This window comes from Streptomyces sp. NPDC085524 (assembly GCF_044541755.1).
Classification (GTDB): domain Bacteria; phylum Actinomycetota; class Actinomycetes; order Streptomycetales; family Streptomycetaceae; genus Streptomyces.
The window spans coordinates 79,227-102,585 of sequence record NZ_JBITTH010000033.1 but is presented as its reverse complement, the minus strand read 5'-3'; the positions used below and the strand labels follow the sequence as shown (position 1 = coordinate 102,585).

The window sequence follows — 23,359 nt, the reverse complement described above, 5'->3', positions numbered from 1 at the left end:
TGGCGCCCATCTCCCCGGCGCCGTCCCCCTCTTTTATAAAAACCCCCCTCGGGGGGTTGTCGTTTGGGGGGGGGGGGGGGCGGGGGGGGGCCCGGCGGGGGGCCCCGGCCCCGCCACCACCCGCCACCACCCAGCAGCACCCGCCACCACCCGGCACCACCCCAGCACCACCTCAGCACCACCCCAGAACGAAGACGGAGTACCCGGGATGACCGAAACCAAGTCCGCCCGATCCGCCGGCGAAGGCACGTGGGTCCTGCCCCTGTTGGCATTGGCCCCGGCGGCGGCCGTCCGGTATCTCACCGAACCCTCCACCCCCGGGCTCGCCATTTCCTGGGTGTTCTGCGCCCTGTCCGCGATATTTCTGGCGGCGGGATGGGTGACGGTGTTCCGCCACGGAATGCGCGGCCCCAGCGCCTGGGTCACGTGTGTTCTCGCACACGCGGTTCTCGCGGTGCAGGTGATGTGGCTCGTACGGAATTGACGTGACGTCGGGCCGCAATTCATGAACATGCTCATCGGGGGAAGAAGCCCGCGGGTGACGACCTTTCGGTTTCCACGCCTGTTCAGGCCGTCGAGTGCGGGCTTCCTCCCCCTTGCGATAACGCAGGGAGACCCTACATGAACCGCCACCCCATGAATACGGTGGTCGAGGCGGAAGGGCTGGGCCGGTCGTTCGGCTCCAAGCGGGTATTGGACGACGTCTCGTTGACCCTCCGCGCCGGAGAGGTGACCGGCTTCGTCGGCGCCAACGGCGCGGGCAAGTCCACGACCATCCAGCTGATGCTGGGCCTCCTGCACGGCGAGGGCAGCACCCGCTACCTCGGCCGACCCCTGCACGCGTGGGGCGCCCCGGGGTCGGTCGTCGGTGCGGTGCTCGGCGGGGTCGCCGGCCACCCCGGGCACCGCGTACGGACCCACCTGCGCATGGTCGCCGCCGGCAGCGCGGCCGACGACCGGCGGGTCGACGAGCTCCTGGCGACCGTCGGCCTGACGGGGGCGGCCGGGCTGCGCCTGGACCAGCTGTCCCTCGGGATGTCCCAGCGGGTGGCCATCGCGCAGGCCCTGCTGGGGGATCCGCCCGTACTGATTCTGGACGAGCCGGCGAACGGGCTCGACCCGCATTCGATCCGGTGGCTGCGGGAGTTCCTGCGCGGGCAGGCCGAGGAGGGCGGCCGGGCCGTCCTGGTGTCCAGTCACTTCCTCGGGGAGATGGAGCAGCTGGCCGACCGCGTGGTGGTGCTGTCGCGCGGCCGGGTCGTGGCGGCCTCCCCCATGGCCGACCTGCTGGAACGGGCGGCCGACCGGCGGGTGGTGACCGTGGAGTCGCCGGACCTGCCGGGGCTCGCCGCGCTCGTCGAGGCGGCCGGCGGCCTGCTCTCGCCCACGGGCGGGCAGAGTGCGCGCATCACCGGCCTCGACCGGGTCCGGATCGGCACGCTGGCCGCCGAGAACCGGCTGCCGCTGTACTGGCTGCACGAGGCGGGGCCGTCGCTGGAGGAGTTCTACCTGGGCATCGCGGAAGAGGAGTTCAAGATCTCGTGAGGTCTCCAGTCGCCGACCCGTCGCCCCGCGCGACCGTCACCCCGGACGCCGGGACCGCCCCCCTGACCCCCGTGACCCGCGCCGAGGCGTTCCGCCGGGCCTGCCGCTACGAGTGGCGCCACCTGGCCGGGCTGCGCTCCACGTGGGTGCTGCTCGGCGTCGCGGGGGTGCTGAGCCTGCTCACCGGGGTCACGGTCCTGCTCGACCTCGACCCCGGCGAGGTCGAGCCGCCCGTCACCGCGGCCGCCATGGCCGACGTGATCACCTGGGCCTCCCTGGCCACGCAGGTCCCCGCGCTGTGCTTCTTCCTGCTCGTCCTCGGCACCGGCCCGGTCTCCACCGACCTCGTGCGCGGAGCCGCCCGTACGACCTGGCTGGCGGTCAACGGCCGCGGTACCGCCTACGCCGCGAAGTGCCTGGTGGGCTTCCTGGTGGGGGCCGCAACGGCCTCCGCCAGTGCACTGCTGGGCGCCCTGTCCTCCGCCCTCGTGCTGGCCACGGCCGGCGGGGCGCAGCCCGAGTGGGGCCGGGTGGTGGTGCCCGCCCTGCGGTTCAGCCTGTGGATGGGCTGCTGGGCGCTGCTCTGCCTCGCGCTGGTGTCCCTGATCCGCAGCCGCATCGTCCCGGTGCTGTTCCTGTGCATGTGGCCGCTGATCGTCGAGCGCCTGCTGGGCGGGCTGCTGGGCCGGCTGCCGGGGCTGGACGGGGTCGGCGGGTGGCTGCCGTTCGCGGCGGGCCGGGCGATGCTGACCGACGTGTCGGCGTACCCGGCGGACGACCGGCCGTTCGCCCGGGCGCTGGTGGGTTCCGACCTCGCCACCGCCCCGGCCACGGGCCTGTTCTGCCTCTACACCGCGCTGATCGCGGCGGCGGGGTGCTGGGCCTACTGCCGCCGGGACGCCACGTCGGGGTGAGGCCCGTCCCTCACCCCGCGCACGTCCGTATCGCCCGGCGCCCCGGCGGGGTTACCGTCGGACCATGGGGAGGCGGACCATCACCGTGCACCATGTGCGGGCCGTGCTCGCGGGGGCCCGCAGCGGCGGCATCGACACGGTGCCGATGCTCCAGGAGGCGCAGATCCCTCCCCTGCTGCTGGGCGACGACCGGGCGCGGATCACTCCCGCGCAGTTCGCCCGGCTGTTCCGGTCCCTGTACCGGACCACGCAGGACGAGTTCCTCGGGCTGGGCGCCGTGCCCAGCCGTCCCGGCACCTTCGCGATGATGTGCCACGCCTCGCTCGGCTGCCGGGACCTGGGCGCGGCCACGGAACGCGCCGCCGCCTTCTACGGGCTGTTCCCGGGCGGCCCGGAGCTGGCGCTCGAAGTGAGCGGCTCCGAGGCGCGGTTCACGGTGCTGGGCGACCTGTCCCGCGACGAGGAGCGGTTCCTCACGGAGTGCGTGCTGGCGATCTGGCACCGGCTGAGCAGCTGGATGGTCGGGCGGCGCATCCCCCTCGCGTACACCGCCTTCACCTATCCCCCGCCGCCGCACAAGGACGAGTACGAGATCCTCTTCGGCTGCCCGGTCCGCTTCGGGGAGGACCGCACGGGTGCCGTGTTCGACGCGCACTGGCTGACGGCTCCGCTCGTACGGGACGAGGCCGCGCTCGACGCGATGCTGCGCCGGGCCCCCTTCGACCTGCTGTCCCGCCCGGAGTACGGGACCACGGTCGCGGAGCAGGTGCGCCGGACCCTGACTCAGCGGCTGCGCACGTCGCCCCGGCTGCCCGCCCTGGCCGAAGTGGCGGCGCTGCTCGCGGTGTCCCCGGCGACGCTGCGGCGCCGGCTCGGGCAGGAGGGGACCTCGTTCCAGGAGCTGAAGGACCACGTCCGCCGGGACGCGGCCATCGCGGGCCTGGCCGAGGGCAGCGAACCGATCGCGGAACTCGCGGCCCGCCTGGGCTTCTCGGAGGACACCGCCTTCCACCGGGCGTTCCGGCGGTGGACGGGGACGACACCGGGGGCGTACCGGATCGCCTCGGGCGGGTAGGCCCGGCGGGTCCGGGGCAGCCCGCACCCCGCCGGGTCCGAGCCCCGGGCCCCGCGGGCTCAGAGCCGGCCCACCACCACGGCGTACGCGGCATCGCGCACCTCCGGTTCGGGGTGGCCGCGCAGCGCGAGGACTCCCTCGCGGCAGGGTTCCGTCCACCTCTGGCGGATTCCGAGGCTGTGCGCGAGGGCGACCGCAAGCAGGCCTTCGGCTAGGCCGTCGCCCATGGCGGCGACGGCGGCGAACACGGGCTCCGGGGTCTCCAGCGGATCCCCGTACCGGTGGTGTTCCTGCAGGGCCCGGGCCGTCTGCCCCGCGAGCACGGGACGCCCCCCGACCGCCTGCGCGATCGCGCGCAGGGCCTCCGTGATCTCCTTCGCGGACGCGGTGAGGTCCAGGGTGTCGACGAGGAGTGCGGCCCGCAGGGGCGTCAGGGCCGGCACGCCCGCCAGCTGACGGGCCAGGGGCAGGCTCAGCCGGGCAGGGTTCGAGCCGTACCAGGGGCGGGCGAGAGCCTCCAGGCTCCGCCGGGCCGGCAGGTCGGCGCCCTGTCGGCCGGCCGGGTCCCGGGACTCCTCCTCACCTGCGGTGACGATCTCCACGAGGCGGGCGACGGCCCCGTGCAGCAGGCTGCCCGGCTCCGCGCCGCCCACGGGATGGGGCAGGTCGGACATGGCGACGGCCCGAAGGCTGCCGTGGGCGCGCCCCGCGACGTCCCGGTCGACCGCAGGGTCCGTGCAGAGACCGCTCAGGACCTCCGCGAGCTCGGGTGCGTGGCGGATCCAGCGCTCCAGGGCGGACGCCGCCGCGGCGGCCACCTCCTTGTTCTCGACGACGGCCAGCCGGCCGACCAGCGCCCCGTACCGCGCGCGGTGGGATGCCGGGACGTCGAGGGGCGAGCGCTCCAGGAACGCCTTCCGGGCCCCGGCCGGTCCGTCGGTGACGACCCGCTCCATCAGCTCCACCGCACCGGGCTCCGGGAGCAGGGACACGGCCAGGCCGGTGACGGCGACCTGTACGTCGGGATGGCTGCGGGGGTCCCGTGCCACCGTGGCGAGGAGCTCGGCGGCGGCTTCCGGCGGCAGGTGCCGGGCCGCCAGGCGGGCCGCCGCCTTGCGGACGGTCACCTTCACCCCGCTCTCGCGGGTCAGCAGATCGCGCAGCAGGGCGGCGAGCAGGCTGGGACGTGCGCGGTCCGCGATGCGTCCCGCCGCGGCCCAGGCGGTCGGCGCCGCGTCCGTCCCCGCGTGGTCGAGCAGGGTCGTGAGGCCGTCGCCCGGGGCTCCGCCGTGGCCCGAGGCCTCCAGCGCGGCACGCGCCAGCACCGGCGGGGCGGCTTCCCCTTCGGGCTGCTCGGAGGGCAGGTACCGCCGGACGAGGGCGTGCCCGTGTTCCGGTACGGAGGCCACGGCACGCAGCAGTGCCGCCCGCTCGTCCAGGCTCCGGGCGTCGTCGGCGAGGGCCTCCCGGACGAGCCGTACGGCTGCCTCCTGCTGGTGGGGCGTCCACCGGTCGGCGCGCCGCAGCCCGGGCAGTTCGCGCGGCGCCCCCGGCAGCGGGAAGCGGCCCGGGGGCGGCGTCCCGACGAGGGCGAGGTCCAGGACGTCCGTCCGTTCGGCGGCCAGTACGGCGAGCACGAGCGCCGTGAACACCGCCGACGGCTCCAGCGCCAGCAGCTGCACCGCGCGTTCGCCGCGCGTGGCGGATTCGCCGAGCCACAGGGACGCCAGCCGGGGGAAGTCGGTGTCGGAGCAGGAGCGCAGGGCGCGGGCGAGCCGTTCCTGGAGCTCGGGGAGCCGGTGCGCGCGACGGCCGAAGGCCTCCGCCGTCGCGATCAGGGGCTCTGCGTCGCCGCGGGCGCCGGCCCGGTCCAGCCATGGCAGGAGTGCTTCGAGGACGGCGCTCTCCCGGCCCTCGAGCAGCTTGCGGGCCGATACGCCGAGTTCCAGGGTGCCGGTGTGCGCGGTGAGCGCCTCGATGATGCGGGCGGCGGCTGCCGTGGCGGCCTCCTCGGCATGGCCCAGCAGTTTCAGGGCCAGGTCGCCCACGATCGACCGGGTCATGTCCGAGCAGTCGCGGGCGCCCAGTCCGTCGAGGCACAGCCGCTCCATCGGCCCCGCCGCACCGGCTCCCGCAGCCTCGGCGCTCGCCACCGCGCTCGCCAGCAGCCCGTCGGGCAGGCTTCGGAAGTCGTCCAGGACGTTCCAGCGCACCGGGTCGCGCTCGTTGCCCAGCCGGGCCGCCGCCAGGGCCATCACCTCGGCCACGGCGACGGCGTCCCCGCTGCGCTCGGCGTTGGAGACGAGCCAGTACCAGATCGACTCGCGGTCATCGGCTTCGGCACCGGTGAGCGCCGCGAGCAGCTGCGGTCCGGCCTGCTCGGGCGGCAGGAGGCCCAGCGCCGACCAGACCTCCCAGTCCGTCCCGCCCCCGGCCCGGACCGCCTCGAGCTTCGCGGCGGCCTCGGCGTACCGCTGCGGGGCGGGGAGCAGCGCGATGACGTGGTCACGCAGCCCGGCCCGCTGGTGGTAGCGGTCGTACGCGGAGACGGCCGTGGCGAACGCGTGGCGGCGGGCCGGAGGCACCAGGGTGAGCAGGGTGGTGAAGGCCTGCCGGTGGAACCACCGGGCGGCGTACCGGGGCAGCGAGGGCGGCTCGGCGTCGACGAGCTGCCGCAGGACCCGCCGGCTCGGGGTCCGCTCCCAGCGGGCGGTGCTGCGCTCGGGCGCGGCGAGCCACCGCGTGACCCGCTCGGCGTCCACCGAGACGAGCTCGCCCAGCCGGTCGTGCACCGGTCCCGGCAGCCGGTCCGGGCCGTGGCGTTCCAGCAGTTCGAGGACGCGTTCCGGTGCTGCGGGCAGGGCGGCCCCGATGCCCGTGGCGTGCCGTGTCCACCAGGCGTCGCGGTGGCCGCCGCGCAGGTCGGCGAGTTCGCGTTCCGCGTGGTCGAGAACGGCCAGGGGATGGCGCAGGCCCAGCCGCCCCCAGCCCTCGAAGGGGACCGCGGCGGCGAGCTCCGGCAGCATCCGCGTCGCGAACTCCGAGGAGCAGCCGGGCAGCAGGCGGGCCGCGTCCCGGTCGCCGTACTCGGTGCGCAGGCGCGGCACGAGCCGCTCGGCGAGCGCCGGCCGGCTCCCCTCGCCCTCGCACAGCAGCCGGGCCAGGTCGTTGCGGACCACGGCCGGAGCGTCGTCGAAGGCGGACTCGAGCGCCCGGTCGGGCACGGGCAGCCGCCGTGCGCCGCGGAGTGCGTACCGCCGTACGACGGGATCGGGATCGGCGAGCCGGGCCGCCAGGTGGGGTACGTCGCCGCCGGTCAGGGCGGCCAGGGCGGCGAGGCGGCGTCCGTACGGGCCGGCGGCGTCCAATGCGGCGAGCAGCGGCGGCAGTTCGCCGCGGTCGGCGAGGCGGCGTGCGGTGACGGCGGTGAGGCGGAGCCGGGCGGCGTGCGGGAGCGGGGCCACGGCGGCGAGCAACTGCTCGGCGGTATCGGTCATCGCGGGCCATTCTGCGTGCGGCCGCCCCGAACGCCCACCGGTTTTTCCCCACCCGCCCGCGCGGGCCGGCCGGCTTGCAAGTGCCGCGCCGCATCCCGGGGCTCCGCCCCGGACCCCGCTCCTCAAACGCCGGAGGGGCTGAAGTTGCCCCCGGCGAGGCTGAGATCTGCCGCGCAGACGCAGCCGCGCTGGGCGGACGGCAGGAGCGGAATCCAGCCCCTCCGGCGTTTGAGGAGCGGGGGTCCGGGGGCAGCGCCCCCGGCACGGCGCCGCACCCAGCCGGCAGCGGCCCGCACTCCGGAACGGACGCGGCCTGCGACCCCCGGTCAGTAAAGGTGAGCTGTGCGGTCAGCGACCTTCCTACCGGTCGGTCACTACCTTCTCCTCACCTGCCCCCACACGGAACCCCGGGAGAGCCGCCCATGCGCGTCCGAAGCACCGTCCTGGCCTCCGTGGCCGCCTTGGCCGCCCTCGCGGCCGGAACACCCGCCGCCCAGGCCGACGAGGCCACCACCGCCACCGTCCGGCCCGGCGACATCGTCGGCGCCGAGCCCTCCGCCTTCCACCCGCTGCCCGGACAGCCCACCAACACCAAGGCCTGGAAGGTGCATTACCGCTCCACCACCGCCGACGGCGCCCCCAACGTCGTCTCCGGCACCGTGATCGTCCCGCAGGACGGCCGCACCGGGCCGCGCCCGCTGATCACCTACGCCGTCGGCACCGTCGGCATGGGCGACTCCTGCGCGCCGAGCAACAACCTCCCGGGCGGCACCGCCATGGAGGCCAACCTCATCCAGCAGTACACCCTGCGCGGCTGGGCCGTGGTCGTCACCGACTACGAGGGCCTCGGCACCCCGGGCGTGCACACCTACACCGTGGGCCCCTCCGCCGGGCACGCCGTCCTCGACGCGGCGCGCGCCGCGATCCGCCTCCCCGAGGCCGGGCTGGGGGCCGACACCCCCGTCGGCATCATGGGCTACTCGCAGGGCGGCCAGGCCGGCAGCTGGGCGGCCGAGCTGCAGGGCTCGTACGCCCCCGAGCTGAAGGTGAAGGGCACCGCGACCGGCGGGGTCCCGGCCGACCTGCTCAAGGTGGCCGCCTTCAACAACGGCTCCTACGGCTCCGGGCTCATCTTCATGGCGGCGGCCGGGCAGGACGCCGCCTTCCCGGAGCTCCGGCTGGACTCCTACCTCAACCCGGCGGGCCGGCTCCTGGTCGACGGCATGAAGGAGAACTGCGTCGCCATCGACGCGATCGCCGGCTCCTTCAAGCGGATCTCCGACCTCACCACCCGCGACCCGCTCGCCCAGCCGGACTGGCAGGCCCGCCTCAACCAGAGCAGGCTCGGCCGGACGGCCCCCGCCGCTCCCGTGTACCAGTACCACGCCCTCGGCGACGAGTTGATCCCCTACGCCGTGGGCCGCGCGCTGCGCTCCGAGTGGTGCGCGCGGGGCGCGGACGTCGAGTTCGACACCATCTGGGTCGGCGAACACGTCAGCGGCGTGATCACCCACTCGCTCGAGGTCGCGAACTGGATGGCGGACCGCTTCGCGGGCCGCGCCACGCACCCCGACTGCTGAGCCCTCGGCCCGCGTCGCCCCGTCGGGGGATCACTCCTCGGCGGGGCAGGACCGCGTCCCGGACGGCAGCCGGCCGTCGACCAGGAAGCGGTCCACGTACTCCTGCACGCACTTCGAGGACGAGTAGCCGGTGTGCCCGTCGCCCTTGAAGTCCACGATCACCGCCGAGCCGAGGCGTTCCGCCGTCTCCTCCGTCCACTCGTACGGGGTGGCCGGGTCGCCCCGGGTGCCGACGAGGAGCATCCGCGGGGCGCCGGGGTGGTCGATCCTGCGGATGAAGTCGGTGCCGGCGGGGCGGCCGTAGCATTCGAGGACGGTCCCCAGCTGGTACGGCCCGAAGACCTTCGAGGCCTCCAGGAACTCTTCCCGCAGCTCCTCCTGCCGGTCGTGCAGCGCCCGCGCGACGGCGCCCGGACTGGCACTGGCCCTGATCTTCGGCCGGTCGGGGTCGTCGGCGCAGTTCACGGCGGTGAGGGCGGCCCGGGAGTTGTCGGCGGGCACGGTGGCGGGGCCGTCCCGCCCGCCCTCCTGCACCGGGCCGCCGAGCTGGAGCAGCCCGACCGGGTCGTGGTCCCGCTCGGCCATGGTGAGCGCTTCGGCGAGGCCGGGCCACGCGCTCTTCGAGTACAGGGCCGCGCCGATCGCACGGACCGCGTCCTGCCCGGTCACGGGCGCGCCGTCGTCGCCGGTCAGCGGCTCCTTGTCGAGCCGGTCGACGAGCGCGGCGACCTTCTCCTTCGCGGTGCGGGTGTTGGTCCCGTAGACGCAGCCGGGTTGGTGGGCGCACCAGACGAGGAAGTTGTCGAGGGCCCGCTGCTGGCCGCGCGCCGAGACGAGGGCCTGCTCGGTGAGCGGTTCGGTGAGGGTGTCGACGCCGTCGAGCACCATGCGGCCGGTCTTGTCCGGGAACTGCGCGGCGTACACGGCGCCGAGCCGGGTCCCGTAGGAGAAGCCGAGGAAGTCGAGCTTCTCCTCGCCGAGGGCCTGGCGGATCATGTCCATGTCGCGGGAGACGTTGACGGTCCCGATGTACGGGAGCACGGGCCCGGAAGCCAGCTCGCACCGCCGGATCTCGGCGCGCAGGGCGGCGAGCTGCGCGGTGGCGGTCTCGGCGGTCTCCTTCCCCGTGCTCCGGGCTCCGCCGCAGGAGACGGGCTCGCTGCGGCCGACGCCGCGGGGGTCGAAGGCGACGAGGTCGTAGCGCTTGCCGAGCTCGGCGAAGGCGGTGGGGTCGGCGGCGAGGTTGGCGATGCCGGGGGCGCCGGGGCCGCCGTAGTTGATCACGAGCGAGCCGAGCCGGTGGTGGGGCTCGGCGGCGGGTATCCGGCCGAGGGCGAGGCGGACGTGGCCGGGGCGCTCGCCGCTGTGGTCGAGGGGGACGTCGAGGGTCGTGCACTGCATCCCTGACGGGACGTGCGGTTCGGGGCAGGCGCCCCAGGGGAGCCCGCGGTCCTGCTGCGCGGGGGCTGCGCCCGGTGCGGCTGCCGGCGCCAGCACGCCGAGCGCGGCGAGCGCGACGGATGCGGCGGTACGGGTGCGGGTGCGGGGCACGGAACCCTCCTCCGGGCGACCCCCCGGCCCACGATAGGCGCGGCCCGCCCCGACAGCACGCCCACCCGCTCCCCCGGGTGACACCACCCGAAGCCCCCCTTCCCCGCCGCCCGGAGCCTCCCCGCTCCCGCTGCGCGGAGCCGTCCCCTACCCGCCCTTCCACCGTTCCCCGGGCTCCGCCCGGACCCGTCCCGGGGGCTCGGGGGCGGAGCCCCCGACAGCGGCGCCGCACGGAGTATCTCCAGCCCCTCCGGCGTTTGAGGAGCGGGGTCCGGGGCGGAGCCCCGTGTACGCGGCCCGCATCCGACCCGCACCGCACCGCACCGCGAGCTATCGGTAGAGCGCTTCGATCCGCTCCGCATAGTCCCGCGCGACAGCCCCCCGCCTCAGCTTCATCGACGGAGTCACATGCCCCTTGGCCTCCGTGAACTCCCCCGGCAGCACCGCGAACCGCCGGATCGATTCCGCCCGCGACACCAGCTGGTTCGCGTCGTCCACCGCCCGCTGGAGGTCCGCCCGCAGTTGTTCGTCCTCCACCAGCACCCGCATCGGCACGTCCTGCTTCTTGTGCATCTGCCGCCAGTGCGCGAGCCCGTCCGGCTCGAGGGTGATGAGCGCGGTGACGTACGGCCGGTTGTCGCCGACCACCATGCACTGGCCGACCAGCGGGTGGGCCCGGAGCCGGTCCTCCAGGGGGGCCGGGGCCACGTTCTTGCCGCCCGAGGTGATGATCACGTCCTTCTTGCGGCCGGTGATCGTGAGGTACCCGTCCGCGTCGAGCTCCCCGATGTCGCCGGTCGGCAGCCAGCTGCCGTACGGGACGCCCTGCCCGCTGTTCCAGTAGCCCGCGAAGACGTGCCGCCCGCCCAGCAGCACCTCCCCGTCGTCCGCGATCCGCACCGACGTGCCGGGCAGCGGCCAGCCCACCGTGCCCAGGCGGGGCCGCTGCGGCGGGGTCACGGTGGTGGCGCCGGTCGTCTCCGTGAGTCCGTACCCCTCGTAGACCTCGATTCCGGCCCCGGTGTAGAAGGCGGCGAGCCGCCGCCCCAGCGGGGAGCCGCCGCTCAGGACGTACCGCACGCGCCCGCCGAGCGCGGTCCGGATCCGGCGGTAGACGAGCGGGTCGTACAGCGCCCGCGCCGCCTTCATCCCGAGCCCCGGCGCCTTGCCCTCCGCCGATTCCCCGAAGCTGCGCGCAATACGGGCCGCCCGGTCGAAGGACGAGGCGCGGCCCATCCTCTCGGCGGTGGCGCGGGCGGTGTTGTAGACCTTCTCCAGCACGTAGGGGATGGCGAGCAGGAACGTCGGTCTGAAGCCCGCGAGGTCCTCCAGCAGGTCCTCGGTGCGGATGCTCGGCGCGTGCCCCAGCTTCACCCGGGCCCGCATGCAGCCGATGGCGACCATCCGGCCGAAGACGTGCGACAGCGGCAGGAAGAGCAGCGTGGACGCCGGATCGCTGCTCACCGACTTGAAGACGGGGTGCAGCAGCTCCACCGCGTTGTCCACCTCGGCGAAGAAGTTCGCGTGGGTGATCACGCATCCCTTGGGCTGCCCGGTGGTGCCGGAGGTGTAGATGAGCGTCGCGACGGAGTCCGGCGTACGGGCGACCAGCCGCTCGTGCACCACCGAGTCGGGCAGGTGCTCCCCGGCCTTGACCAGCCGGCCCACCGCTCCGGTGTCGAAGGCCCACAGGTGGGTCAGCCAGGGCAGGTTGGTCCGCTCGACGCTGATCATGCGGGCCTGCGCGGTGTCCTCGACGGCGCACGCGACGGCGCCGGAGTCCTGGATGATCCATCGGGCCTGGATGGCGGAGGAGGTCGGGTAGATCGGTACGGTGACCAGCCCCGCGGCCCAGCCAGCGAAGTCGAGCAGGGTCCACTCGTAGGTCGTGCGGGCCATGATGGCGAGCCGGTCGCCGTCCCGCAGCCCCTCGGCGATCAGGCCCTTGGCGACGGCGAGCACCTCGGCCGCGAACTCGGCTGCGGTGACGTCGCGCCAGGTCCCGTCCTCCTCCTTGCGGGCGAGCACCGGCTCGGCGGGGGCCTGGCGGGCGTTCTCGAACGGTATGTCCCCGAGGGACCCCCGCTCCGGCACTGCGGCGAGCGCGGGCACGTACACCTCGCGTACGACCCCGTCGACCACGGTCTTGACGGGCTCGACCAGCTTGGGCTCGGCGGCGTCCAAGGCGTGTCCTCCTGCGTCAGTCAGGTGTTACCGCCGGTAATCTAGACATGCCCCACCTCTGACGACCACCCCTCTGCACGGCTCCTTTCCATACCCCCCACATCGCCGCGCATCGCCTACACCGCGCACATCGCCTCACCCGGAGCGGCGGGCGCCCAGCGAGTTCAGGAGGGCGGCGCCACGCTCGGCGTCGTCCACGCTCACCGCGAAGTCCTTGCCCTTGGAGCGGATGACAAGGCACTCGCCGCCGCGCAGCATCACGGTCGTACCGAGCCCGCTCAGCCGGTACCCCCAGCCGCCGACCTGTGCGGCCGTACGGTGCTCCACCCGGGCGGATTCGATCTCCCCGGCGGCCCACCGCCGCACCGGCAGGCCGAGCGGCCCGAAGGCCACTTCCAGGCCCTGCCCGGTGACGCGCGCCCGGACGGAGGAGAAGACGAGGGTCAGCAGGGAGGCGGCGGCGAACGGCGCGACCAACGCCCACTCCGCACCGATCAGCCCACCGAACCCGGCGAGCGCACCGGCCGCCGCGACGAGTCCGGTACCGGTCGCGATGAGCTGGAGCCAGGCGTTGGACGCACACGAGAGCCATACGAACCGCTCGCCGCTCGGGATCTCCAGGCGGGGGCCTTCACCCGTCGGCGCTCCGGCCCCCTCCGCCTTCCGACGACCCGCGAGCGCCGCGGCGAAACCGGCCAGTGCGGCCGCCGCGATCACCACCACGACCCGGACGGTCACCGAATCCGCCTGCCGCCAGTCTTCGTGGCCGAGATTCGCCCGCACGATCGACGCCTGGGCACCGGCCAGACCCACAGCGCCGGAAACCAGCGTGCCGGCCACCCAGCCCCCGGCCCCGGTCCAGCGCCGCGCGAGCGCGACGACCAGGACGAGGACTGCCCAGATCAGCGCCGGGAAGAACGCCGCGGCCCACAGTGGCATGGAGCCGTCAGGGGCTCCTGAGCCGCTGCCCCAGTGGGTGGCCAGACGGTCCGGCAGTCGCCCGCTCGCCGCCAGGGGCAGCGCCACGAGTAACGCCGCGACCCCGGCCGCCCAGCCGACAGCAGCCCACGCGGTCGCGCCCGCTCCGCCCGTCCGGCCTGTCCCGCCCGCACGGTCGCTCACCGCACCTCCCTGATCATTTCCATGAGATCGGCCCTGCTGTACCCCAGGTGCGCACCGTCGGCCACCAACGCCCGCACGCGCTCCAGCAGCGCCGACCGCCCGTCCGCCCCGCCGGCCACGGTGACCCCGCGGCCGCGCCGGAACTCGAGCAACCCCTCGTCGCGCAAGGCGCGCAGACCGCGCAGGACGGTGTTCGCATTGACGCCCAGCGCCTGCGAGAGATCCCGGGCGGGCGGCAGCCGGTCCCCCGGCGCGCACTCGCCCTCGGCGATGGCCCGCCGGATCGCCCCGGCCACCTGCTCGTGCAGGGGCCGACTGTCGTTGATGTTCAACCTGAGCAACATGGTGCCAATGAAGCTAGCACCATGCACTCCCGGACGATACGCCAGAGCAGCAACTTCGCTTCACCGCGCGGTAGTCCACGCACCGGAGCCCGCACCACGCAAGGTGCGGGCCCTGTCCACGAGTCGGGTCAGCCGGCGCAGCCCGGGACGCTGCCGGATGGCCGGCAGTTGTTCGGGGTGTTGCCGGTGACCGGCGTCTGGTTCAGCGTGACCGTGCCGCCGGAGGCCTCGAAGATGCCGCCGCCGTCACCGGCGCGGTTGGCGGTGACGGCACTCCGGGTCAGCGTGGTGGAGCCGACGCCGGTGAAGATGCCGCCGCCCAGGGCGGTGCCGCCGGGCGAGCTGACGGTGTTGCCGGCGATGGTCGACTGAACGGTCGTCACCGTGCCGCCGGTGGCGTTGGAGATGGCGCCACCCTGGGCCGTGCCGCCTCCCGTGACACTGGCGGTGTTGCCCTGCACCGTGCTGCTGGTCAGGGTGAGGGCGCCCGTGGAGGCGACTTGGATCGCACCGGACAGGGCGGTGCCGCCCGGAGCGGTGGACAGGTTGCCGCTGACCTGGGTCGCGGTCAAGGACAGCGTGCTGTTGGTCGCGGCTCCGCCGCCCTGGGAGGTGCCGCCCGGGGCGCTGGCGGTGTTGTTGCGGATGACGGTGCCGGTCACGGTCATCGGGGCGCCACTGGTCAGACCACCGCGTGCGAGGCCGCCGGGGGCGCTGGCACGGTTGTCGCTGATGATGCTGTTCTTGACCGTTGTCGGAGCGAAGGCGGCGAGGCCGGAGCCGAACGCCAGACTCTCGGTGATCTCGGCGTTGGTGACAACGTTGTGGTGCAGTCGGCTGTTGTTGACGGTCAGCGGGCCCTCGCCGGCGACCCCTCCGCCTGCGCTGCCGCCCTCCGGGGAAGTACCGGTGTAGGTCGCGGCGTTGCCGCTGACCTCCACGTTGTCCAGGGTGACGGTGCCGGTGCTGTCGATGCCGCCTCCCAGGGCGAAGGCATCGTGCGCGGCGGTGTTGTCGCGCACCCGGCTGTTGTTCACCGTCAGCGTGCCGAGGCTGGAGATGCCGCCGCCGCAGGCGAAGTCCGTGGTGCCCTGGCACTCGGTCTCCGCCCGGCCGCCGCTGATGGTGGCGCTGTTCAGCGTCAGCTTGCCCGTGGCGGCCACGAACAGGATGCGGAAGGCCGGGGCGGTCTGGGCCCGCGTGATCGTCGCACCGTTGCCGTTGACCGTGATCTCACTGGTGATGGCCGGCAGGCCATTGGGACCGTTGTCGGCGGTGACCAGCCGGTACGTGCACCCGCCGGCCAGGCTGAGCGTGTCCGGGCCCGCCTGCTCGTTGGCCGTGTTGATCGCCGCGACCAGCGCCGGGACGGTGCAGGCCACGGGGATGGTGGCGGCATGGGCGAGGGGCGCCGGAAGCGCCACCACGGCGCCGGCCGCCATCGCGGCCAGGGCCGCGAACCGGCCCGGGGTCCCCGTGCGGACGTTCTGCCAGGCCATCAGGACCATCTGGAGCTCCTCCTCCGGTATCGGGAGGCGCCCCGGCGGCGCACTCCGACGACGAGCCCGCTCCGCCCTTGCGCAGGGCTGTCGACGTGGGTCGCCGGAACGAGCCGAACACGTCCTCCCGCCGCCCGCCGCCCGTGATGGACCGTTCGGCCGAGCAGCGGCCGGGGTCGCACGTGGGCAACCCACCCGGCCACCGGCACACCTGATCCACGATCAGGCCGCCGCGCCGACCCCCGGGGAGCAGCTGCCGCAGCGGCCCGGGTGCGGGGAGCGGAAGGCGTGGTCGCAGCCGTCGCAGTTCTGGAGCGGGTGCGGGCGCGGTCTGTCCTGCTTGCCGCTCGCCGGGGCCGGTGGCAGGTGCGGCGGGAGCAGCGCGTTCAGCCGGTACGCGACCACGGAGGCCGGGTTGCGCATCGGCTCGGGGAGGTTCCCCGACAGGGCCTGCCCGATGGCCACGGGGTCCGCCCCGCGCTCCAGCCACGCCGACATCCCGGGCGCGAGCCGTGCCACGTCCCGCTCGGACAGCAGCAGCCGGGGATCGTGCCGCCGCAGCCCCGCGAGCACGTCGGCGGCCTGCGGGTGGACGGCGTCTTGCGGAGCTGGTGGCGGGGCGGGCTCGGGGGCCGGGGCGGGCTCGGCAGCCGCCGGCGGCTCGGGCTGCGGCTGCGGCACGGGCACCGGTACGGGCACCTGAGCCGGTACGGGCTCACGCTCCGGGGGCGGGGGCGGGCCGCCCGACGGGGCTCCCGGCTTGTTGTACGAGTACGTCCGCGTCACCACCCGCCCCGACTCCAGCCGCACGCGCCGCCGCTCCAGGTACCCGTGCCGCTCCAGCTCCCGCAGCGCCGACCCGATGCGGATCTCGCCCTCCGGGAACCGCTCGGCGAGCGCCTTCACGCCGACCGGGGACCCCTCGGGCAGCGACTGGATGTACGCAGCGATCCCGATCGCAGTCGCCGACAGCGCGCGGTGCTGGAGGAGGTGGTTGCCGACCACGGTGAAGTGACTCGCGTGCGGCGAGTTGACGTGGATGACACCGGATCGAGCGGTCCCGGCGTGAACTCGGGACGAGGCGCGCGAAGGCGCGCTAGGGTGCTGGAGAGCCATGGGGAAGCCTGTTACTTCCTGCTTGGTCAGGCCCTCGACCGGGATGCCAGTCCCGCCGGGGGCCGTCTCATGTCTGCTGTTGTCGGGCCGAGCATATGCCCGGCAACCGGCCCGAAATCCAGTCCAGTTGGCCCGATTCACCCGACCGAGGGACGCGGGCCGGTGGGGTTGGGTTGGTTGGTTTTTTCTCCCGGTTTTTTGAAGCCTTATGCGTCTAAGCACGCCGGGTCGCGGGCCCCCGGGACACGGCGCCCAGCACCACCTCCGCCCACACCACCTTGCAGGGAACCGGCCCTTCCCTTACGCCCCAACGGTCCGCGAGCGCTTCGACGATCACGAGCCCCCGCCCCGGGTCGCGGATCTCCGGGATCCGGTCACCCCGGGTATCCGTCACCTCGATCAGCAGCGTGCCGGAGGTGACACTGAGGGCCAGCCGGAAGTCCCGCCCGGCGACCCGGCCATGGGTCACCGCGTTGGCGGTGAGCTCGGCCACGATCTGCGCCGGGACCTCCAAGGGAAGCCCCCAGGAGCGGAGTTGCTCGACGGCGAGCATGCGGCCGAGTCGGGCGCCGCGAGGAGTGGAGGACAGCTGGACGTGAAAGTCGGCGAGTTGAAGAATCACGTCACTCAGCGTGGCGACGCGTGCGTACCGTGAGAAGTGACAACGCCCTTGCGTCCGGCCTTTGTCCGGGCGCTGTCCGGTCCTGTCCCGGCTGTCCTGCCCAGGCCCGGGGAACGGGGCGTTGAGGAGTTCGGTCCGGCGGAGGTGGGTGCGCATGAGCGTGGACAGTGACGGAACGGAAGACGCGGGCTGGGACGTCGACCCCGACGACGAACAGGGAGTGGCCGTCCTGGCCGCGCTCGGCCGCCAGCTCAAGGCCTGGCGCGAGGAGGCCGGCATCCGGGCCCCCGACCTCGGTACGGAGATCGGGTACGGAGAAGACCTGGTCCGCAAGGTGGAAGCGGGGAAGCGGATCCCTCGCCCGGAGTACCTGGACAAGGTGGACGAGGCCCTGCGGGCGGGCGGGAAGATCGTCGCGATGAAGACGGACATGGAACAGGTCCGCTACCCGAAGAAGGTCCGAGACCTGGCGAACCGCGAACGTCAGGCCGTCGAAATCGGGGCCTACCGGGTCCACGGGATACACGGTCTCCTGCAGACGGAGGACTACGCCCGGGCACTCTTCGAGATGCGGCAGCCCGCCTACAGCCAGGACGAGGTTGAGCGCTACGTGGCTGCCCGAATGGCCCGGCACGCCATCTTCGCGCGGGAACCCGCCCCATCGCTCAGCATCGTCCAGGAGGAGGCAACCCTGCGCCGCCCCATCGGGGGCACAATGGTGTGGCAGCAACAGCTCGAACGCCTACTGGGGGTGAGCCGGTTGCGTCATGTGGCCCTCCAAGTGATGCCGACCAACCGTGAGGTGCATGCCGGCATGGATGGTGGGATCGAGGTACTGAAGTTCGGAGACGGTTCGGCCGTCGGCCGCTCAGATGGCGCCTTCGCAGGGCGCCCGGTCTCCGACCCGCGGCAGCTCAGGATCCTTGAGCTGCGCTATGGCATGATCCGAGCCCAGGCGCTCACACCCCGGGAGACGCAGGGCTTCATCGAGGGACTGCTGGGAGAAACATGACCGACACCACCGGGCTGCACTGGTTCAAGAGCAGCTACAGCGATGGCAGCGAGGGCGACTCCTGCGTCGAGGTGGCCGCCGCCAGCACCACCGTCCTCATCCGGGACTCCAAGGACACCCGACTCCCCCACCTCACCATCGGCCGCCACGCATGGGCCGGGTTCGTGGCCCACGCGTCCGGCAACTGACGAGGGCCGACAACCGTCAGGCCCGCGTGCACACGTGCACCGACTCGCTGCCGTGGCCGTTGTCGTGGACGATCCGCAGGACGTTGTTCTTGTAGGTCACTGCCAGCTTCTGCCCGTCGACCATGCCGTGCGACCCCGGCGGCTTCCACGGCAAGGTCAGCGAGGCGGTGTCTTCCACCGTCCCCGGGACGGTCAGGGCCTCGCCGCCGCTCAGCTTCGTCATCTCCTTCTCCCCCACGAAGAGCTGGTAGCTCAGGTGGCCGCCGCGCAGCAGCCACTGTCCGGTCCACGTGACCGACTCGCCGTCGGCGTCCCAGACGATGGTGAAGCCGCCGTTGCCGCCGGGCGGGGCCATCACCGTGGCCGTTCCGTGGACCGTCTTGCTGCCCGGCGTGGTCGACTCCAGCTTCCAGGTGCCCCCGATGAACGCGTCGAAGGCCCGGGCGATCGGGCTCGCGGACGTCGGCGCGGGGGCCGGAACCGGAGAGGCCGATGCGGGCCCGGCGGACGGCCCCGCCGCCGGAGCCCTGCCCTCGCCCTTGCCGCCGCACGCCGTGACCAGTGAGCCGGTGACTCCGATCGCCAGGTAGCGCAGCGCGTTGCGCCGCCCGATGATCTGCGCCGCCGCGCGTATCTCCCGTACCGCCATCTGCCCTCCGAGCAAGCCAAGTTGATCAACAGCCGTCGACTATAAGGCGTCCGTACACGGCGGTTGCGGAACCACGTGATCCTTTTGAGCGTCCCCCATGCATGGACATGACCATCGGATTGCGGTCACGTCCGGCATACAACTCTCCAGGGGATAGATGTCGTTCGACGAAGAATGGGCCGGCCACAAGGCCGCCGCCCAGGCCGGGCAGTCGCCCGCCATGCGGCTCAACCACGTGGCGCCCGACGCGGGTGGCGGCAGCGCGGCCGGGACCCTGGTGGCCGGAGCCCCGTCCATCAACGGCAACGCCAACCTCCTCATCGAGATCGCCGCTCTCCTGCACGAGGGCCGCCCGGACGGCGACGCGAGCACGATGGCCCGCGCGCCCCGTGCGCACGAGGACGTCTCGAAGGAAGCCCTCCGCTTCGCCCGTTTCGCCAACGACCAGTTCCAGGACACCATCGCCCTGTTCGCCGGCCTGGCCACCCGCCTGAAGACCACCGGCACCAGCTTCGCCCAGGTGGATGACGGCACGGCCCGGTCCTTCCTCGACAACCTCCTCGAATCGGGCCAGTACGTACCTCCGGAGTGCAAGTGAGCGGGCTCAGCTACCACAAGGACGTCGCGTTCCTGGAGGAGGCGAACCCGCCCCTCGTCGAGCGCAACGCCGCGGAGTTCCGGCGGCTGCGCGACCTTCTCGTGCAGGTCGAAGAACCCGCCCGGCGCGCCGAGACGCGTACGGAGTGGCACAGCGACGGCAGTCATACGTACACCAAGCGCCTCACCGAGGCGCGTCAGCTGGTGGCGGAGATGGCCGAGGGGTACGACAAGGCTGCCAGCGCCCTGAACGCGTACGCCGCCGCCCTCAACACCGCCAAGACCCACTTCCGCGACGGCAAGCGCTCGGAGCGGGCGCTCGCCACGCTGATCGGCACCAAGGGCACCGCGATCACGAAGACCGCGCAGGAGGCGGAGCCCATGCGGCAGTGGGAGGACATGCGGGCCACGACCGGCGTCCTCGACTTCTTCGCCGAACTCACCATGGACGTGGACGACATCCGGGACGAGGCGAACCGGCTCCACGACGCCGCCGGCGGCAGCTTCGGCCTGGCGAAGACGGTCGAGCAGGAGGCGCGCAGCACCTGCGTGCACGCGCTGAAGCAGGCGTACGAGTTGTTGCCCGAGTTCAAGCTGTCGGGCGATGCCAAGCGGCCGGACCTGTACGCGGCGATGACGGACATTCGCAGGGAGGCGGCGGAGGCTTCGGCAAGCCCCCTCATCCACCTGCCGGGCAGCGCTCCGAAGCGGGAGGTGACGGGGCCGCTGGGGAACACCGCAATGTCACCGGAGCTGCGGGACATACGGATGCGGGTCGCCGGATTGCCCGAAGCGGTGGACATGTACTGGGACCCGAAGGACGGCTTGGAGGAGAGGGCCGAGTGGATCTCCGCCAACAAATGGGTGCTCCGGTACGCCGCCGAGCACGCCGGACTGCCCGAGGAGTTGGTTGCGGGCATCGCCTGGAAGGAAATCCCCGGGCAGTACGGGATCCTCGACGACATCACCGACACGGCTCGCCAATGGGCTGATTCGCCGTCGAGTCCCATCACTCCGGAGAACCTCTTCTGGCGGCTGGGCGGGTCACCGGACGAGACCTCCTTCGGCCCGATGTCCATCCAGCTCCGTCGCGCCGCCGAGGTTCTCGGCTATGACCCGGCCCACCTCACCGAGGACCAACGAGACCTGGTGGAGGAGTCGCTCCAGGACCCTGCGCAGAACGCGTACATCGCCGCAGGCTTCCTCGCTCAGATCAAGGCCGAGGCGGGTTACGGCGACATTCCCCCCGAGCAGATGACCGATGCCCAGATGCGGGAGATCGCCGCCCGTTACAACGGGGGCCCCTATTGGCAGTCAGAGAAGGCGCAGACCTACGGTAACGACTTCGGCGACAATCTCGGCAAGGTGAAGGAAGCGATGCGATGACACACGGCGGCGAGGCCATCGGCCTGCCCAGGCAACGTCGGTGGGTGCGCTGGGTACTCGGAGTTCCTCTCGGGCTCCTGCACACGCTGAACGCCGCGACCGTGTACGCCATCGTCTCTGCCGGACCAGCAGGCGAGTGGGACGACGCGGGCTACGCCGGTACTGCGGCGGGAGCCCTCCTCGCCATCGTGCTCAGCGTGATCGGGGTCCTCATCACGCTCATCCCACCGGTCCGCCGGGCCCTCGGCCTGTGGTGGCTCCTCCCGCCCGTCATCCTGGGGGTGATCACGTGGGTGCGTATCGCGACGCTCGAATGAGGCTGCCGCGCGAGAACATCGACCTGCCCGAGGACCGGGGATGCCTGCAGTGGGTGCTGGGCGTGCCGCTCGGGTTGATCTACGCCCCCGCCGTCTACTTCTGCTACTTGGCCTTGGCTTCGCGGCCGAGCCCGCGCGATGACCCGTTGCGTTCGGACATGCAGTACCTCGCCTACTTCTCCATCACCCTCTGCGCCATCGGCCTGCTGATGACCCTTACCCCGGTGTTCCGCCGGACCATGGGCAAGTGGTGGTACATCCTGCCGCTGCTGCTCGCGGCCGTCGCGTACGTCCGGTCGGTCACGATCTGATCTCCGTCTGCTGCTGCGTGGTGACCACGGATCTCGACCTCGGCGCCGTCGCCGACGTCATCCGGGACTACCGCGGACGCATCCTGCTGCGCTCCGACCCCGGCTTCGAGGCAGCGCTGGCCGAGGGCTTCGACCTGACTCAGCAGCTCACGGCGGAGGGGTCTCGTCGTGCATCTCCGGGCCGAGCTGGAGCGGTCGCCCCGCCTGGGGATTCTCCGTCGCGATCGTTTCCCTGGTCCCCGACGACACCTCGGCCGGCGACTAGCGCTTCCGGCACGCCGCAGCCCCCGCCCGGACGGGGGCGGGGGCTGCGGTGAGTGCGGGAGGGTTACGCGGCCACGGCCACCGGGGGCTCGGCGGCGGCGGGGGCCGGCTCGTCGAATGCGGAGGCCGAGGCGGTGGCGTAGGCCTCCTTGTCGAGGATGCCTTCGCGGGCCGACACGATGACCGGGACCAGCGCCTGGCCCGCCACGTTGGTGGCGGTGCGAACCATGTCCAGGATCGGGTCGATCGCCATCAGCAGGCCGACGCCCGCCAGCGGGAGGCCCAGGGTGGAGAGGGTCAGCGTCAGCATGACCGTCGCGCCCGTCAGGCCGGCCGTGGCCGCGGAGCCGATGACCGAGACGAAGACGATGAGCAGGTACTCCTTGATGCCCAGCTGCACGTCGAAGATCTGCGCGATGAAGATCGCGGCGAGGGCCGGGTAGATCGCGGCGCAGCCGTCCATCTTGGTGGTGGCGCCGAACGGGACGGCGAAGGAGGCGTATTCCTTCGGGACGCCCAGGCGCTCGGTGACCTTCTGGGTGACCGGCATGGTGCCGACCGAGGAGCGGGAGACGAAGGCCAGCTGGATGGCGGGCCAGGCGCCCTTGAAGAACTGGACCGGGCTGACCTTGGCGACCGTGGCGAGGAGCAGCGGGTAGACGCCGAAGAGCACCAGCGCGCAGCCGATGTAGATGTCGGCGGTGAAGGTCGCGTACTTGCCGATGAGCTCCCAGCCGTACGTGGCGATCGCGGTGCCGATCAGGCCGATGGTGCCGATCGGGGCGAGGCGGATGACCCACCACAGGGCCTTCTGGAGGAGTTCCAGGGCGGATTCGGCGAGGTCGAGGACGGGCTTGGCCTTGGCTCCGAGCTGGAGGGCGGCGATGCCGGCGACGACGGCGAGGAAGACGATCTGCAGGACCTTGAGCTCGGTGAACGGCGTGACGATGTCCGTCGGCACGATGCCGGTCAGGAAGTCGATCCAGGAGCCGGTCTTCTTCGGGTCCTTGCCGTCGGCGGCGGTGAGGCCGGTGCCGGCGCCCGGGTCGGTCAGCAGGCCGATCGCGAGGCCGATGCCGACCGCGATCAGCGAGGTGATCATGAACCAGAGCAGGGTGCGGGAGGCCAGGCGGGCCGCGTTGTTGACCTTCCGCAGGTTGGTGATGGACACCAGGATCGCGAAGAAGACGAGCGGGGCGATGGCCAGCTTCAGCAGCTGGACGAAGATGTCGCCGACCTTCTCCAGCGTGGTCCCGAGCCAGCTGACGTCCTGGCTGCGGGCTATCCAGCCGAACAGGACGCCGAGGGCGAGACCGGCGACTATCTGGGCCCAGAAGGGGAACTTGAACGAGGCCTTGGCAGGGCTGCCGGGGGCGTGGGGGGTCGCGGACACGGACACTCTCCGGTGATGGCGCACAAGAAGAAAAGGGGGACGTTCTGCGTGGTGATGCGGTGCGGCAGCAGCCAGAAAAAGGGCCGGCCGGGACCGCTGCTGTGCGTGTTCAGCTCAACAGCAACAGGCCGCGGACGCGCGGCGGCAGAGGTCGACGTGCAGGCGCGCCACGAGCGGGACGCTCATGGCCATC

Annotated in this window: 21 protein-coding genes; 11 read left to right on the top strand and 10 right to left on the bottom strand. The window is 72.9% G+C overall.

Annotation, left to right across the window (positions count from 1 at the left end; translation table 11 throughout):
- The first annotated feature begins 208 nt into the window (after positions 1-208).
- From ACIGFK_RS36380 to ACIGFK_RS36365, 4 genes are all read left to right on the top strand, one after another.
- Positions 209-484, top strand: coding sequence for a hypothetical protein (locus ACIGFK_RS36380; RefSeq protein ID WP_376656922.1), 276 nt, complete (start codon positions 209-211; stop codon positions 482-484).
- Between the two features lie 137 nt (positions 485-621).
- Entirely contained in the window at positions 622-1,545 is a 924-nt protein-coding gene (locus ACIGFK_RS36375; RefSeq protein WP_376656921.1) for an ABC transporter ATP-binding protein, read from the top strand.
- Entirely contained in the window at positions 1,542-2,459 is a 918-nt protein-coding gene (locus ACIGFK_RS36370) for a hypothetical protein (RefSeq protein WP_400055286.1), read from the top strand. Before ACIGFK_RS36375 ends, ACIGFK_RS36370 begins: the two co-directional genes overlap by 4 nt.
- Before the next feature lie 64 nt (positions 2,460-2,523).
- A complete protein-coding gene (locus tag ACIGFK_RS36365; RefSeq protein ID WP_400055284.1) occupies positions 2,524-3,534 on the top strand; it encodes an AraC family transcriptional regulator in 1,011 nt (336 codons plus the stop codon).
- Positions 3,535-3,593: 59 nt separating this feature from the next.
- Here ACIGFK_RS36365 and ACIGFK_RS36360 read toward each other — a convergent pair whose 3' ends face one another.
- Entirely contained in the window at positions 3,594-7,031 is a 3,438-nt protein-coding gene (locus ACIGFK_RS36360; RefSeq protein ID WP_400055283.1) for a hypothetical protein, read from the bottom strand.
- Positions 7,032-7,453: 422 nt separating this feature from the next.
- On the opposite strand from ACIGFK_RS36360, the gene ACIGFK_RS36355 reads away from it, so the two are divergent.
- Positions 7,454-8,611: a lipase family protein gene (locus ACIGFK_RS36355; protein WP_386470132.1), complete on the top strand. Its 1,158-nt coding sequence runs from the start codon at positions 7,454-7,456 to the stop codon at positions 8,609-8,611.
- A gap of 30 nt (positions 8,612-8,641) precedes the next feature.
- On the opposite strand, the gene ACIGFK_RS36350 is transcribed toward ACIGFK_RS36355, so the two are convergent.
- From ACIGFK_RS36350 to ACIGFK_RS36320, 7 genes are all read right to left on the bottom strand, one after another.
- Complete coding sequence (locus ACIGFK_RS36350) at positions 8,642-10,162, bottom strand: alpha/beta hydrolase (RefSeq protein WP_400055281.1); 1,521 nt, start codon at positions 10,160-10,162, stop codon at positions 8,642-8,644.
- A gap of 330 nt (positions 10,163-10,492) precedes the next feature.
- Entirely contained in the window at positions 10,493-12,346 is a 1,854-nt protein-coding gene (locus ACIGFK_RS36345; RefSeq protein WP_376656915.1) for an AMP-dependent synthetase/ligase, read from the bottom strand.
- A gap of 135 nt (positions 12,347-12,481) precedes the next feature.
- Entirely contained in the window at positions 12,482-13,468 is a 987-nt protein-coding gene (locus ACIGFK_RS36340; protein ID WP_400055279.1) for a DUF1648 domain-containing protein, read from the bottom strand.
- The gene (locus tag ACIGFK_RS36335; protein ID WP_376656913.1) at positions 13,465-13,812 is read right to left on the bottom strand and encodes a GntR family transcriptional regulator; all 348 of its coding nucleotides are present in this window, start codon (positions 13,810-13,812) and stop codon (positions 13,465-13,467) included. Before ACIGFK_RS36335 ends, ACIGFK_RS36340 begins: the two co-directional genes overlap by 4 nt.
- A 128-nt stretch (positions 13,813-13,940) precedes the next feature.
- Entirely contained in the window at positions 13,941-15,320 is a 1,380-nt protein-coding gene (locus tag ACIGFK_RS36330) for a hypothetical protein (RefSeq protein ID WP_400055276.1), read from the bottom strand.
- Between the two features lie 213 nt (positions 15,321-15,533).
- Positions 15,534-16,316, bottom strand: coding sequence for a helix-turn-helix domain-containing protein (locus ACIGFK_RS36325; protein ID WP_386470116.1), 783 nt, complete (start codon positions 16,314-16,316; stop codon positions 15,534-15,536).
- Positions 16,317-16,641: 325 nt separating this feature from the next.
- Positions 16,642-17,049, bottom strand: a complete 408-nt coding sequence (locus ACIGFK_RS36320; RefSeq protein ID WP_386470113.1) for an ATP-binding protein — start codon at positions 17,047-17,049, stop codon at positions 16,642-16,644.
- Positions 17,050-17,203: 154 nt separating this feature from the next.
- On the opposite strand from ACIGFK_RS36320, the gene ACIGFK_RS36315 reads away from it, so the two are divergent.
- Both ACIGFK_RS36315 and ACIGFK_RS36310 read left to right on the top strand, forming a co-directional pair.
- Positions 17,204-18,061 carry a helix-turn-helix domain-containing protein gene (locus ACIGFK_RS36315; protein WP_386470110.1) on the top strand — a complete coding sequence of 286 codons (858 nt, stop codon included), beginning with the start codon at positions 17,204-17,206 and terminating at the stop codon, positions 18,059-18,061.
- Positions 18,058-18,249, top strand: coding sequence for a DUF397 domain-containing protein (locus tag ACIGFK_RS36310; RefSeq protein ID WP_386470107.1), 192 nt, complete (start codon positions 18,058-18,060; stop codon positions 18,247-18,249). The genes ACIGFK_RS36315 and ACIGFK_RS36310 overlap by 4 nt, the downstream gene beginning before the upstream one ends.
- Positions 18,250-18,265: 16 nt before the next feature.
- Here the strand turns inward: ACIGFK_RS36310 and ACIGFK_RS36305 are convergent, their stop codons facing one another.
- Positions 18,266-18,913 (bottom strand): hypothetical protein, encoded by a 648-nt coding sequence (locus tag ACIGFK_RS36305; RefSeq protein ID WP_400055275.1) that lies wholly within the window; start codon positions 18,911-18,913, stop codon positions 18,266-18,268.
- 142 nt (positions 18,914-19,055) lie between these two features.
- On the opposite strand from ACIGFK_RS36305, the gene ACIGFK_RS36300 reads away from it, so the two are divergent.
- From ACIGFK_RS36300 to ACIGFK_RS36285, 4 genes are read left to right on the top strand one after another with little or no spacing between them, the layout of a single operon-like run.
- Entirely contained in the window at positions 19,056-19,496 is a 441-nt protein-coding gene (locus ACIGFK_RS36300) for a hypothetical protein (RefSeq protein WP_400055274.1), read from the top strand.
- Complete coding sequence (locus tag ACIGFK_RS36295) at positions 19,493-20,881, top strand: hypothetical protein (protein WP_400055273.1); 1,389 nt, start codon at positions 19,493-19,495, stop codon at positions 20,879-20,881. Before ACIGFK_RS36300 ends, ACIGFK_RS36295 begins: the two co-directional genes overlap by 4 nt.
- Positions 20,878-21,198: a hypothetical protein gene (locus ACIGFK_RS36290; RefSeq protein ID WP_400055272.1), complete on the top strand. Its 321-nt coding sequence runs from the start codon at positions 20,878-20,880 to the stop codon at positions 21,196-21,198. Before ACIGFK_RS36295 ends, ACIGFK_RS36290 begins: the two co-directional genes overlap by 4 nt.
- The gene (locus ACIGFK_RS36285; RefSeq protein WP_400055271.1) at positions 21,195-21,509 is read left to right on the top strand and encodes a hypothetical protein; all 315 of its coding nucleotides are present in this window, start codon (positions 21,195-21,197) and stop codon (positions 21,507-21,509) included. The genes ACIGFK_RS36290 and ACIGFK_RS36285 overlap by 4 nt, the downstream gene beginning before the upstream one ends.
- 328 nt (positions 21,510-21,837) lie before the next feature.
- On the opposite strand, the gene ACIGFK_RS36280 is transcribed toward ACIGFK_RS36285, so the two are convergent.
- On the bottom strand, positions 21,838-23,166 hold the full coding sequence (locus ACIGFK_RS36280; protein WP_376656902.1) for a dicarboxylate/amino acid:cation symporter: 1,329 nt from the start codon (positions 23,164-23,166) through the stop codon (positions 21,838-21,840).
- Positions 23,167-23,359: the final 193 nt, after the last annotated feature.

What these genes read in the sequence shown, in the direction of transcription:
- ACIGFK_RS36380 (WP_376656922.1), top strand. Translation starts at nt 209, where the DNA reads ATGACCGAAACCAAGTCCGCCCGATCCGCCGGCGAAGGCACGTGGGTC.
- ACIGFK_RS36310 (WP_386470107.1), top strand. Translation starts at nt 18,058, where the DNA reads ATGACCGACACCACCGGGCTGCACTGGTTCAAGAGCAGCTACAGCGAT.
- ACIGFK_RS36285 (WP_400055271.1), top strand. Translation starts at nt 21,195, where the DNA reads ATGAGGCTGCCGCGCGAGAACATCGACCTGCCCGAGGACCGGGGATGC.
- ACIGFK_RS36290 (WP_400055272.1), top strand. Translation starts at nt 20,878, where the DNA reads ATGACACACGGCGGCGAGGCCATCGGCCTGCCCAGGCAACGTCGGTGG.
- ACIGFK_RS36375 (WP_376656921.1), top strand. Translation starts at nt 622, where the DNA reads ATGAACCGCCACCCCATGAATACGGTGGTCGAGGCGGAAGGGCTGGGC.
- ACIGFK_RS36315 (WP_386470110.1), top strand. Translation starts at nt 17,204, where the DNA reads ATGAGCGTGGACAGTGACGGAACGGAAGACGCGGGCTGGGACGTCGAC.
- ACIGFK_RS36360 (WP_400055283.1), bottom strand. Translation starts at nt 7,031, where the DNA reads ATGACCGATACCGCCGAGCAGTTGCTCGCCGCCGTGGCCCCGCTCCCG.
- ACIGFK_RS36335 (WP_376656913.1), bottom strand. Translation starts at nt 13,812, where the DNA reads ATGTTGCTCAGGTTGAACATCAACGACAGTCGGCCCCTGCACGAGCAG.
- ACIGFK_RS36355 (WP_386470132.1), top strand. Translation starts at nt 7,454, where the DNA reads ATGCGCGTCCGAAGCACCGTCCTGGCCTCCGTGGCCGCCTTGGCCGCC.
- ACIGFK_RS36365 (WP_400055284.1), top strand. Translation starts at nt 2,524, where the DNA reads ATGGGGAGGCGGACCATCACCGTGCACCATGTGCGGGCCGTGCTCGCG.
- ACIGFK_RS36300 (WP_400055274.1), top strand. Translation starts at nt 19,056, where the DNA reads ATGTCGTTCGACGAAGAATGGGCCGGCCACAAGGCCGCCGCCCAGGCC.
- ACIGFK_RS36330 (WP_400055276.1), bottom strand. Translation starts at nt 15,320, where the DNA reads ATGGTCCTGATGGCCTGGCAGAACGTCCGCACGGGGACCCCGGGCCGG.